Below are 12,706 nucleotides of genomic sequence, written 5' to 3' on the forward strand. Positions count from 1 at the left end.
CCGGCAGGTCGTCACAATCCGACCCATATTCACGGACCGAACAGTGCCAGGGGAACAACGGCGATTCCGTCGCTTCGTCGGTAAGCGTATTCGCCTGTCGTCACTACGACAGCGTCGAGCATGCGTTCGCCGACTGAGTCGCGCAGCCATTTCAGGTGGCGTACGTCGTGATCGTCGACGTCAGGTGACACCTTGACCTCGACCGCAACGAACGCTCCATCTCCCCGCTCGACAATCAGGTCTACCTCGTGAGCGCGGGTTCGGAAGTGGTACACCCGCGCCTCGTTCGCTTGCGCGTATACCTCCAGGCTCTGCGTGACCAAGGATTCGAACAGGTGACCCAAGCGGACACCTGCCGCCCCGCCGGGTGACATCAAGGTATCCGCGGTCACTCCGAGAAGTCGACAGGCCAGAGCCGGATCGACCAGGTGATGTTTCGGTGCTTTCGACAGTTGCCCCATCGAATTGTCCTGAGGCAGCCACGCTTCCACATCATTCAGCATGCGAAGCCGGCTGAGGACGTCACGATAATTGATGGACGTCTGGCGGGTAGGTTTGGTGACCGAGCCCGGCGTGGCGGCATCACGTACCGACTCCCACGAGGCCGATGTAGAGACGGCCGCAGCGTAGGAGGACAGCCACGCACGAAGCGATTCCGGTCTGCGAACGACATGTCCTTGCTCCGGGAAGTCGTGCTCGACGATGTTGTCGAGATAGCCGTCCAGCGCCGCGCGTAGCGCTCGTCCCTCGAGATTCCGCATTCCGGGGAACCCCGAACCCACGATTTCGTCCACGTAGTCGGCCAACGAGGCACCGGCGGAACCTGTGACATCAGCGCGTTCACCTGTCAGCAGACCCCTGAGCGACACTGCTCTACCAGCATCCGGCCAGCGCTCCGCGATACTCAACGGCCACATACGCACCCGCACGATTCGCCCAGCACCGGAATGCGTCACCGCATCGGACGGTGGTGCGCTCCCAGTCAGCAAGAACTGACCTCCAGTTGCATCATCATCGACGGCACGCCGAACGAGGTCCCACGACGGCGGATACCGCTGCCACTCATCGAGCAACACCGGCTTGGCGGAGCGTCGGAGAAGTCCGGCATCCGCTGAGATCAGCTCTCTATCAGTGCCTCGATCCAGGGCGACGAACGACGCTGCTCGTCGCAACGCCGTCGCCGTTTTACCGACGCCCTTCGCGCCGTCCAGGCTGATCGCGGCCAAATGGGGCATAAGGTCGTCGAGTTCTCGGTCCACGATACGGACGAGATAGCGTGACTGTTCCACATCACTACCATACAGATTAGTCGCATCAAATCATACGCTTCAGCAGTCTTTTACTGTACAGATATGTCGCTAGTCGTCAGCTGCGCGAGCGTCGGCGGCACCTGTTCATGCTGCGTCACTTGCTGATACCGTGCGCCCACGTCGAACAGCACGCTCTCGCGACCCGCCGCAGCCGTCAACTGCGCCCCGATCGGCATACCCGACGACGGATGGAACCCGATCGGCAGAGCAAGTGTCGGCCCGTCGTGCAGTGACCACGGGTACGTCAGCTGCCCCATCCGCCGCGACTGCTCCACCACTCCCGCTCCCCCGGCAATGAACGGAACATCCACGGGCATTGTCGGTGTCAGCACGACATCGACATCCGAGAACAAGCCAGCCAGCCCCGCGCGATACTCGTCCCGCCCAGCCAAAGCAAGAAGCCTTTGGTTCTCGGAAATACTCGACCCCAACGAAATTCGTTCCAGAGTCGCCGGTTGAAACAGCTCGGGAGACTGCTCGAGCCGCTCCCGATGCCGACGCGCCAGGTCGTAGTAGATCAGCGTGTAGACGATGTCCTGCGCCGAACCAGCTCCTGGCACATCGACGGGCACGAGTTCGTAACCGAGAGATTCCAATTCACGAGCCGCAGCAGATACCGCATCGGCAATCGCGGGATCGATGTCGTCGGTGACGAACACACGCGGCACTCCGATGCGCCGAGCCACACCCCCGAGATCCGTCGCACGAGAAAGTACCGAGAACAGCCGAGCAACCTCGCCGACGGTTCGAGCCATGGGCCCGACGGTGTCGAAGTCCTCGCTGACGGGATAGACGCCCTCGTTGCTGATCGCTCCCCACGTCGGACGAAGACCCGTGACCCCACACGCCGACGCCGGAAGCCGCACGGACCCCCCGGTATCGGTGCCGAGTGACGCGTCGACCAACCCTGCCGCGACGGCCGATCCCGAGCCGCCGCTGGACCCACCCGGCACCCGCGAGAGATCCCACGGGTTACGCGGCACTGGCCCGGCAGTGTTCTGCGACGTCACACCGACGGCGAATTCGGCCATGTTCAGTTTGGCCGTCACAGACGCACCTGCACCGAGCAACCGCGTCACGACGACCGAATCACGCGACGCCACTTGCCCTTCGAAGAATCGCGATCCACACGTGGATACGACGCCGGCAACATCGATGTTGTCCTTGACGCCGATCCTCATGCCCGACAACGGGCCCGAACCATTCCCGGCGCGGTCACACCACGTGATGACCGCGCCGAGGTCGGTCAGGCTGCACTCCCGGCACGCAGGCCTGCAGTTGCGTCCTCGTCGACGATCCACTTCTCCGTGTCCACGACTACACCGTAGTCGCGACGCGCATCCTCGGCCGTCAGGTACTCATCCCAGACGTCGCTGAGCACCTGGAACGGATCGCGCTTGAACGGATCACCGAAACCGCCGCCCGACGGCAACTTGATCTCCAGCGTGTCACCGGCATGGATCGTTTCCTGAGTCACTTTGGAGTACAACACTTCTTCGCGGTCGGTTCCCGCATTACGCGTGAACGATCCCGACACACCGTCGTGCCCACCGAGCGCACCCGCGGGTGCGTCGGACCGGTTGTCGGCCTCGGATCCGAGGAACGTGTCGGTCTCCATGAGCCACTTGCGGACGCTGCCGATGCCGCCGCGCCACTGCCCGGGAGCCGGTGCCTCGTCACGCAATTCGTAGCGCAGTGCTCGCATCGCGTGGTTGAGCTCGAGCTCTTCGATCGGGTTGTTGCGGGTGTTGGCCATCAGCGCGTCGACGGCGTCCATACCGTCTTTGCCGTTGCGGCCACCGTACGACCCCTCGTTGATCTCGATGTAGACCCAGTACGACTCACCGTCCGGCGCGATGCCGGAGTAGGCGATCGCACACAGCGCAGCAGACGAGCCTGCGACGGCGTGATCGGGCAACACCGGCGCCAAAGCCAGGTTGATCGAGTCGAACACACGGTTGACCTGCGAGAACCGAGCAAAGCACGACGCCGGGAAGTCAGGGTTGAAGATCGTGCCCTCGGGGGCGTACGCCTTCACAGGCCGGAAGCAGCCGTCGTTCTGCGGCACGAATTCTTCGGTGACGTCCTCATCGAGCAGAATCGTGCGAATCGCCGACACCGCAACCGGGAGCACGGATCCCTCGAACGGCACGTTGAACGCCGTCGGCACCTGACTGTTCGATCCGGTGAGGTCGATGAGGATGTCCTCGCCGTCGACCTGGACACGCACGGCGACGGCCAGTGGCTCGCCGCGGTTCTTGCCGTCGTCGTCCAGGTAGCCGATGGGCGCGGAGTAGCTGCCGTCGGGGATTTCCCGAATCTTGCTGCGCAGCATGTTCTCCGAGTAGTCCATCCACCGCTCACCGGCACTCATGACGGTGTCGAGACCGTATTTCTCGAGCAGTTCGGTGAACCTCTTCTCACCGATGCGCGAGCAGGCGATGAGCGCTTCGAGGTCGCCGCGGTTCTGCTCGGGGGTGCGGACGTTGTCGAGGATGTGCTGGATCAGGTAGTCGTTGCGGACTCCGGCCTCGTAGATCTTCATCGAGTCCATGAGCTTGCCCTCGGCCCAGACGTCGACGACGTCCATGCACAGGCCGGGGAAGTTGCCTCCGACGTCGGACACATGCCCTGTGCAGCCGGCGAATCCGATGTGCTCGCCCTGCCAGAAGATCGGGATGATGACGCCGTAGTCGGGCGAGTGCGCGGCACCGTGGTACGGGTGGTTGTGCAGGATGACGTCACCGGGCTTGTACGTTCCCGCGAGTCGACGGTTCACACCGCGGATGTAGGCGGGAATCGAACCGCAGTGCATGGGAGTCGAATCCGACTCGCACAGTTCGCGTCCGTTGACGTCGAAGATGCCTGCGCCGAGGTCCTCGGATTCGCGGATGAGGCTGGAGTACGCCATCCGGTACAGGACCTGGGCCATCTCCTTCGCCATCGACTGCAGCGCACCACCGATGACGCGCAACGTGATCGGGTCGACCTCGACGTCGTTCCACGTGCGGGTCGCTTCGCCCGCGAGGGATACACCGGTCTTGGGCATCAGCGCCTTGCTCATGCGGGGTTCCTCTCGATGATGATGTGGCCGACGGCGTCGACGGTCGCGTGCTGGTTCATGCCGATGATGGTGGTCGAGTCGAACTGTTCGACGATCGCAGGACCGGCAAAGGCGTTGCCCGCCAACAACAAGGACCGTTCGTACACAGGTGTGTCGACCCACTCCGGCTTCGCGGTCTCGTCGGCCCAGAACAGCGCCTGTGTGGTGGTCTTGATCGCGGCCGACGCGTCGGCGCCGCCTTTTTCGATCTCCGAGATCCGAACGTGCGGAACCGCCCCGACACCGGTGACGCGAATGTTGATGAGCTGCACGGGCTTGTCGTCGAAACGCTGCGAGTACGTGCGTCCGTGTGCTTCGTGGAAGGCCTCGGCGGTGGTCTTGACCCACACGTCGTCGATGGCGCCGTCCGGCGCCTGAACTCGAAGCTCGTAGCCCTGACCGACGTAGCGGCAGTCGACACTGCGTTCGAGCGAAATATGCTCGGGTGCAACACCGTCGGCTTCGAGCTGCGCGATGGCCTGCTTCGACAGACGATCCATCTGCGACGCGATGAGTTCGATGTCCGGATCAGCCGACGACGTCCACACCGTCGTGGGTACTTCGTAGCGGATGTCGGTGGTGAGCAGACCGACGGCGGAGGTGATACCGGGATGGCCGGGCACGATCACACGTGGGATACCGAGCTGGTCGGCGATCTGCCACGCGAACAGCGGTCCTGCACCGCCTTCGGCGATCAGCGAGAAGTCGCGCGGGTCATAGCCTTTGCGTACCGAGTGCAGACTGATCGCCTCGGTCATCGAGTGCGCCAGAATCTTGAAGATACCCATCGCGGCCTCGTCGAGCGGAGTCTCCAGCTTGTCCGCGATGTGCGTCTGAATCGCCTCGCGGGCCAGTTCAGGCTTCACTTCCATGGTCCCGGACAGGAAGCTGTTCTCACGCAACCAGCCCATCATGACCATCGCGTCGGTGGACGTCGGCTCGGTACCACCGCGGTTGTAACAGGCAGGGCCAGGCACAGCGCCGGCACTACGAGGTCCGACGCGGAACATGCCACCGTCGTCGACGACGGCGATCGAGCCGCCACCAGCGCCGATCGTGTCGACCTCGGCCATCGGGACCATCGCGTGATAGTCGCCGATACGCGTGTCGAGCAGGTGCTTCATACGCAACGCACCATCCGGCGCGACGCCGACGTCTGCCGACGTGCCACCAACGTCGAGAGTAATGACGCTCGGAAATCCCGACGCCTTGCCGATGGCGCAGCCACCGAGCAGACCGGCGATGACGCCACTGGTCAACAGCGACACCGGGATCTCGCTGGCGCTGCGCGAGGTGACGAGCCCACCGGCCGACGTCATCAGATGGACGTCCTCACCGACCTGCGCAGCGCGCGCCTTGTCGGCGAGATTCTCGATGTACTTCGACGTCTTCGGGCCGATGAACGCGTTGAGCGCGGCCGTCGAAAAGCGTTCGTACTCACGGTATTGCGGCGCCACCTCACTGGACAGCGAAATGAAGACCTCGGGAAACTCTTCGAGAATGATTGCCTTGACGCGTTGCTCGTGCGTCGGATTGCGGTACGAATGCAGGAAGGCGACGGCAATCGCCTGCACACCACGATCTTTCAGCAGCCGGACCTGTTCGCGCACGGCGTCTTCGTCGAGCGGCGTCAGGACGTTGCCTGCGGCATCGATGCGCTCGGGGACGACGCGACGGTTGCGGCGCGGCACGAGCTGCCATTTCTGCCACGGAAGATCTTGGTAGTTGGAGTAGTTGAGCGGACGCTTCTTCCGCGCGATGTGCAGGAGGTCGCGGAAGCCTTCGGTCGTGATCATGCCGACGTCGGATCCGTTGTGCTCGAGCACGATGTTGGTCGCGACAGTCGTGCCGTGGAAGAACATGTCGATCTCGGACGGGTCGATGCCGGCGCGCTCGGCGAGAACTCCGATGCCGTCCATCGTTCCGATCGACGGATCGTGGTTGGTCGACGGCGTCTTGTGCACCACCACGGTGCCGTCGTCGTACCACAGCACGAGATCGGTGAACGTGCCGCCGACGTCGACTCCAATTCGTTTCATCAAGCTTCCATTTCTGCCGGCGCCCTCGAAGGAGCGGAAGGGACGACCGAGTGATTCGTCGGCCCTGAAAGTGTCGGGCTCACCGCGCTTGGGGTGACACGAGTCATAGTGCCTGTCTCCGCCGATGAAAGCAATACCTCAGATGTTTCCCGCATGAAAACCGTGCCCTGACGCCCGAACCGCCCGATCCATGCGACATGGGCGTCGAAAGAGCGGATGATTAACAGGTCTGGATATGCGCGACGCAGACCGACACACCGGATAGGCTCGTGCGCGTTCAGCCCAGCACTTTCGAGTAGAAGGATCGCGACGTGAGCGACACGACCGCCGATGCGGCGCCCAAGGCCGGTCCGGCGTACGCAGTTCTGGCCGGCCACCTGCGCGAACGCATCCTGTCCGGTGAGTTGCAGCCCGGCGCCAGACTTCCCGGCGATACCGAACTCAGCGCCGAATTCGGCGTCGGCCGGAGCACCATTCGCGAAGCGCTCCGCTCGCTGGCCAGCCAGAACCTCATTCTCACGACGCGCGGAGTGACGGGCGGAAGCTTCGTCGCCGAGCCAAGCGTCGGGCACATCAGCGCCCACCTCGAAACCGGCGTCGCCCTGATGGCCGCCGCGGAGGCCGTCACAGTCGACCAGCTGATGGAGGTTCGCAACTTGATGGAGGTGCCCGCGGCAGGGATCGCCGCGTTCCGGCGCACCGACGACCACGTCGCACAGCTTCGGGCGAGCATGTTCGATCCGACCGGCGCACAGGGCCCCGAAACATACACGCGGAATCAGGAGTTTCACCTCGTCCTGCTGCGCGCAGCGCAGAATCCCCTGCTCGAGCTCATCACTGCGCCCGTGTTTCGCGTGTTGTCGGGCAGGTTCGGACGCGATCACGCGCCCGACGGCTTCTGGCAGTGCGTCGACCACGATCATCGGGCGATTCTCGACGTCATCGTCGCAGGTGATTCGATGGCCGCAATGGATCTGATGCGCAAGCACCTCGACCACCTCGGCGACTCGTATCGTCAGATGGATCGACTGCGCGCCGAGTAAGTATCTGCTCTTTCGACGCGAATCTTCGCGGTTGCTCGACGAAAAGTGACCCTTGACTCATTAAACGTCTGATGTTTATGGTTCAGGGGCAGGCATTCGCCGAACCAACACGAGGAGACACGGTGGCAACCCATCCGGCCGTTCTAGGGCGCTTCTTCGAGGACTACGTCGTGGGTGACGTGTACCAACACCCCCTCGGACGGACGATCTCCGAGACCGACAACACGTGGGTCACGCTGCTGTCGATGAACACCAACCAGAACCACTTCAACGCACACCTGGCCGCGCAGAACCCCATCACCGAGGGACGCGTCATCGTCAACTCCGGCCTGACAGTTGCTGTGGTACTGGGCATTTCGGTACTCGACATGAGCCAGAACGCAATTTCGAATCTCGCGTTCACCGACATCAAGATGTCGCACCCCGTCTACGCGGGCGACACAATCTACGCCGAGAGCATCTGCACCGGGCTGCGTAAGTCCGAGTCACGCCCGTATTCAGGAATCGTCTCCATGATCACCCGAGGCCTCAATCAGGATGGCGTGGAGGTGATTTCGTGGAAGCGCTCCGTCATGGTCGCCACGCGTGAAAGCGGCATCGGGCAGAACTACTTCCCCGAGGCTGTCAGCGGTCCACTCGAACTACCGAAGGAGACGGACGCATGAGGCCTCTCGAAGATGTACGCATCATATCGCTCGAACAGTACGGCGCAGGCCCCTTCGGCAGCGTCCACCTCGCTGATCTGGGTGCCGATGTCATCAAGATCGAGGATCCGAGCGTCGGCGGCGACGTCGGACGCTACGTGCCCCCGTACAACCAGGGCGAGGACTCGTTGTTCTTCGAGACCTTCAACCGTAACAAGCGCAGCCTCTCACTCGATCTGTCGACGCCCGCCGGCCGCAGCGTATTCGAGGATCTGGTGCGCGGTGCCGACGCGGTGTATTCCAACCTGCGCGGCGACGTACCGAAGAAAATCGGAATCACGTACGACGACCTGAAGCACCTCAACCCCGCGATCGTGTGCTGCAGTCTCACCGGCTTCGGGATGACGGGACCGCGCGCGAAAGAGCCTGGTTACGACTACATTCTGCAGGGTCTCGCCGGCTGGATGGACGTCACAGGTGACCCCGACGGCCCACCCACCAAGTCGGGTCTCTCGCTCGTCGACTACTCCGGTGGTTTCGTCGCCGCGATTTCCCTGCTGTCCGGCCTCCACGCTGCCCGACGCGACGGCGTCGGCGGAGATTGCGATGTCTCGCTGTACGACACGGCGATGTCGCTGCTCACCTACCCCGCCACGTGGCACCTCAACGCAGGTTTCGAGCCCGTGCGCACGAAGAACTCGGCGCACCCGTCTCTAGTTCCGTTCCAGGCCTTCGAGGCGAGCGACGGTTGGCTCGTCGTGGGATGCGCGAAGGAAAAGTTCTGGGAGCGTTTGGTTATCGCGATCGGCAGGCCCGAACTGGGCGCCGATCCTCGGTTCACCAGCTTCGCGTTGCGCGGCACCAATCAGGGCGAGTTGCTCCCCATTCTCGAGGAGGTCTTCGCGACGGCGTCGGTCGATCACTGGCTGTCACTGCTCGGGCCGGCCGGTGTTCCGTCCGGACCCATCAACGACATCGCGCATGCACTGACCGAACCGCACACGCTCGCACGGAATCTCATCGTCGAGACGTCCCATCCCGTGTACGACACCATCCGCCAGGTCGCATCCCCCGTGAACTTCGGCGCCGAGAAGCCACAGTACCGACGCGCGCCCCAACGCAACGAGCACTTCGACGAGGTCGTCGGCTCACTCGGCTACGACGCCCAGCATATCGAGAAGCTCACTGCCGAAGGAGCATTCGGGACGTCCGAGGTTCGGGCGTGAGCACCGCAGTCCTCGCCGAGTGGGCACTGAGTGTCGACGAGCTACCGGATGAGGTTCGGCGCGCAGCATCACGCCACCTGCTCGATGGCGTCGGGAATGCTGTTGCTGCAGCCCGACTCGGCGCAGGCGCGGCGGGATGGTCGGTGGCTACTGCGTTGGGCGGCTCCTCCGAAGCGAGGCCACTGACCGGCACACAGCCGCTGTCGGCGCCGGCGGCCGCTATGGCCTCGGCGGTGCTCGTGCACGCACTCGACTTCGACGACACCCACGCGGGCGCCCTCGTACATCCGACGGTGGTGTCGCTACCAGCGGCCTTCGCCGTCGGGCAGGAAACCGGAGCCACAGGCGCAGAGATCCTGACTGCCTTCGCTCTCGGTCTCGAAACTGCGTGTCGCTTGGGCGCAGTCAGTCCGCACGGTTTCCATGCTCGGGGCATGCATGCGACTGGGGTCGTCGGCCCGTTGTCGTCGGCTGTGGTGGCCGGGCGTTTGTTGGGGCTGTCACCGTCGGTTCTCGTGCACGCGTTGGGCATCGCTGGCTCGTCGAGTGCAGGCCTACTCGAATTCCTCGACAGCGACGCCGATACGAAGTCACTCCATCCCGGATCTGCCGGTTTCAACGGCATTCTCGCGGCCCGACTCGCCGCCGCCGGTGCCGGCGGGCCCGCGTCGGTACTCGAAGGCAAGCGTGGTCTGTACGCCGCCTTGTCCGACCGCCCTGCAGACCTGGCCGTCCTGACCGCCGATCTCGGTACTTCGTGGGAGTCCACCCGCATCGGGATCAAGCCCTACCCCAGTTGCCAATTGATGCACGTGACACTCGACGCGGTGAAGGCTGCCGGTTTTTCGTCTGGGGAGATCACCGACATCGAGGTCTTCGTGCATCCCGATTCGAGGCCCATCGTCTGTGGACCGAACGCCGGTGTCGCCGCACCGCGCAGTACATACGACGGCAAATTCGACCTGCCGTGGTCCGTCGCCGCACTGCTGCACGACGGCGCGGTGACGGTCGGAACCTACACCCCGGAATCCATTGCACGACATGAGGTTTTGGATACCGCCCGCGCGGTACGCGTCACCGACATGACGTACGACGGGCCCGCCGCGTCGGCTCCGGGACGTGCACTGATCACCCTTTCCGATGGCAGCGTCCTCGAAGGCCGTGTCGACGGGAGCAGGGGCAGTGCCGCATTCCCGCTCGACGACGCGGGCCTGCGCGAGAAGTTCCTCTCGAACTGCGGGAATCACTCCAGCGCACCAGAACTCGCCGACCTGCTCCTCACTCTCGACGATCAACCCGACCTCACTGCGGTGCTGGACCTGGCCGCCGACATCTCCCGATAGGACTACCGCCGTGGACTTCACGTACACCGAAGATCAGCTCGACTTCCGAAAGGCACTGCGCCACTTCGTCGACAAGGAGATCGTCCCCGTCGCGAACGAGTGGGAGAAGAGCGGACGCTACCCCACCGAGATCGTCGACCACATGAAGGCCATGGGCCTGTTCGGGATCACGACGCCCGAAGAGTACGGCGGCCTCGACCTGGACAAGGTGTCGTTCACCCTCGTATACGAGGAACTGGCGCGCGGGTGGATGGGCGTCGCTGGCATCCTCGGCAGCCACAACCTTTCGTGCTGGATGATCAACAAGCACGGCACCGACGAGCAGAAGCAGAACTTGTTGCCCAAGTTGGCCTCCGGTGAATGGCGCACCGGCGTCGGCCTGACCGAACCCGGCGCGGGCACCGACCTGCAGGGAATCAAGACGACGGCCAAGCGCGACGGCGATCATTACATCGTCAACGGCGCGAAGACGTGGATCACCAACGCCCGTCACGCGAACGTTCTGCCCGTGCTGGTCAAGACCGATCCAACGGCGTCGCCCGCGCACAAGGGCATGAGTCTGCTGCTGATCGACACCACGCTCGACGGCTTCGAAGTGCAGCGTGACATGGGAAAGCTGGGATACAAGGGCACCGAATCCTGCGAGATTCTGCTCGACAACATCCGCGTACCCGTCGACGCGTTTCTCGGTGGGGTCGAAGGCCGTGGCCTGCAGCAGGCGCTGTCGGGGCTGGAGATCGGACGCCTGAACATCGCCGGCCGAAGCGTCGGGATCGCACAGGCGGCGTACGACGCCGCACTGCAGTACGCACGTGAGCGCACTGCCTTCGGGCAGCCGATCGCCGACTTCCAGGCCATCCAGTTGAAGATCGCCGACATCGCGACCCAGCTGCAGGCCGCGCGTCTGATGACGTACTGGGCTGCATCGCAAGCAGATTCGGGCAAGCGGGTCGACATGGAAGCCGGTATGGCGAAGTACTTCGCGTCCGAGACCGCGATCACCGCGAGCCTCGAAGCCATGCGCATTCACGGCGGTTACGGATACTCGACGGAATTCGTCGTCGAGCGTCTGTACCGCGACGCACCGTTGATGGCCATCGGTGAGGGTACCAACGACATCATGCGTACCGTCATCGCGAAATCCCTTGTCGCGGGTAGTGGAGTTATCGGGTGAGCGGTGCGCTGACCTATCTCTATGTACCAGGGACCATGCCCGAGCGGTTCGACAAGGCCCTCGCTTCCGGGGCAGATGCCGTCGTACTGGATCTCGAAGACGCAGTTGCGTTGAACGACAAAGAATCTGCCCGACGCACGGCCGCCGAGTGGGTCTCGCAGTGCATGCCTGGTGCCGTCGAGATCTGGGTGCGCGTCAATCCTGGTGATCTCGAGGATGTTAGGGCGGTTGCTCATTCTCGGTTGACGGGTGTGTGGTTGCCGAAGGTGGGGTCGGCTGCTGAGGTCTCAGAGGTTGCCGACCTGTTGGCCGAGATCAGCCCGCACGCAGCGATTTCGGCGATGATCGAGACGGCGGGCGGGGTGTTCGACGCACTGTCGATCGCGCGTGCACCCCGCGTGAGGTTCCTGCAGATCGGCGAAGTGGATCTGGCTGCGGATCTCGGTGTGGACGGTTCGGATGATTCCCTACTGTTCGCGCGGAGTCACGTCGTCGCGGCATCGGTGGCGGCTGGCATCGAGCCGCCGCTCGCAGCGGTGTCGCGCAATTTTCGCGATCTGGATGCGTTCGAAGCTGATACCCGGAAGCTCGCTGGCCTCGGGTTCGTCGGGCGGGCGTGCATCCATCCCGCGCAGGTCTCAGTGTCGCGGGAGGTGTTCGTGCCCGATGAGGCTCAAATCTCGGAGGCCGAAGCCGTCCTCGCAGCTCTCTCTGGAACGGGAGTCGCCGTCGACTCGCGGGGTTTCTTGATCGACGAAGCCGTCGCCCGGCAAGCCAGGCGGGTCATGGAGCTCCGCCCCTCGTGAGTGTTTATGTATAGAGGG

General features: G+C 63.6%; 10 protein-coding genes. 6 read left to right on the forward strand and 4 right to left on the reverse strand.

Annotated elements, in window-relative coordinates; translation table 11 throughout:
• Positions 1 to 29 precede the first annotated feature (29 nt).
• From CHB96_RS13380 to CHB96_RS13395, 4 genes are read right to left on the reverse strand one after another with little or no spacing between them, the layout of a single operon-like run.
• On the reverse strand, positions 30 to 1,289 hold the full coding sequence (locus tag CHB96_RS13380) for an ATP-binding protein (protein WP_245865624.1): 1,260 nt from the start codon (positions 1,287 to 1,289) through the stop codon (positions 30 to 32).
• A 50-nt stretch (positions 1,290 to 1,339) separates the two neighbouring features.
• Entirely contained in the window at positions 1,340 to 2,611 is a 1,272-nt protein-coding gene (locus CHB96_RS13385) for an amidase (RefSeq protein ID WP_245865626.1), read from the reverse strand.
• Positions 2,557 to 4,374, reverse strand: coding sequence for a hydantoinase B/oxoprolinase family protein (locus CHB96_RS13390; RefSeq protein WP_089246937.1), 1,818 nt, complete (start codon positions 4,372 to 4,374; stop codon positions 2,557 to 2,559). The genes CHB96_RS13385 and CHB96_RS13390 overlap by 55 nt, the downstream gene beginning before the upstream one ends.
• On the reverse strand, positions 4,371 to 6,452 hold the full coding sequence (locus tag CHB96_RS13395) for a hydantoinase/oxoprolinase family protein (RefSeq protein ID WP_089246939.1): 2,082 nt from the start codon (positions 6,450 to 6,452) through the stop codon (positions 4,371 to 4,373). The genes CHB96_RS13390 and CHB96_RS13395 overlap by 4 nt, the downstream gene beginning before the upstream one ends.
• Positions 6,453 to 6,763: 311 nt before the next feature.
• On the opposite strand from CHB96_RS13395, the gene CHB96_RS13400 reads away from it, so the two are divergent.
• The 6 genes from CHB96_RS13400 (at position 6,764) to CHB96_RS13425 (ending at position 12,688) form a co-directional block, all read left to right on the forward strand.
• Positions 6,764 to 7,495, forward strand: coding sequence for a FadR/GntR family transcriptional regulator (locus CHB96_RS13400; RefSeq protein ID WP_089246941.1), 732 nt, complete (start codon positions 6,764 to 6,766; stop codon positions 7,493 to 7,495).
• Positions 7,496 to 7,617: 122 nt separating this feature from the next.
• The gene (locus CHB96_RS13405; RefSeq protein ID WP_089247314.1) at positions 7,618 to 8,160 is read left to right on the forward strand and encodes a MaoC family dehydratase; all 543 of its coding nucleotides are present in this window, start codon (positions 7,618 to 7,620) and stop codon (positions 8,158 to 8,160) included.
• On the forward strand, positions 8,157 to 9,365 hold the full coding sequence (locus CHB96_RS13410; RefSeq protein WP_089246943.1) for a CaiB/BaiF CoA transferase family protein: 1,209 nt from the start codon (positions 8,157 to 8,159) through the stop codon (positions 9,363 to 9,365). The genes CHB96_RS13405 and CHB96_RS13410 overlap by 4 nt, the downstream gene beginning before the upstream one ends.
• Positions 9,362 to 10,708, forward strand: a complete 1,347-nt coding sequence (locus tag CHB96_RS13415; RefSeq protein WP_089246945.1) for an MmgE/PrpD family protein — start codon at positions 9,362 to 9,364, stop codon at positions 10,706 to 10,708. The genes CHB96_RS13410 and CHB96_RS13415 overlap by 4 nt, the downstream gene beginning before the upstream one ends.
• Before the next feature lie 10 nt (positions 10,709 to 10,718).
• Complete coding sequence (locus tag CHB96_RS13420; RefSeq protein ID WP_089246947.1) at positions 10,719 to 11,882, forward strand: acyl-CoA dehydrogenase family protein; 1,164 nt, start codon at positions 10,719 to 10,721, stop codon at positions 11,880 to 11,882.
• Positions 11,879 to 12,688, forward strand: a complete 810-nt coding sequence (locus CHB96_RS13425) for an HpcH/HpaI aldolase/citrate lyase family protein (RefSeq protein ID WP_089246949.1) — start codon at positions 11,879 to 11,881, stop codon at positions 12,686 to 12,688. The genes CHB96_RS13420 and CHB96_RS13425 overlap by 4 nt, the downstream gene beginning before the upstream one ends.
• Positions 12,689 to 12,706 lie beyond the last annotated feature (18 nt).

The organism is Rhodococcoides kyotonense (assembly GCF_900188125.1).
GTDB lineage: Bacteria > Actinomycetota > Actinomycetes > Mycobacteriales > Mycobacteriaceae > Rhodococcoides > Rhodococcoides kyotonense.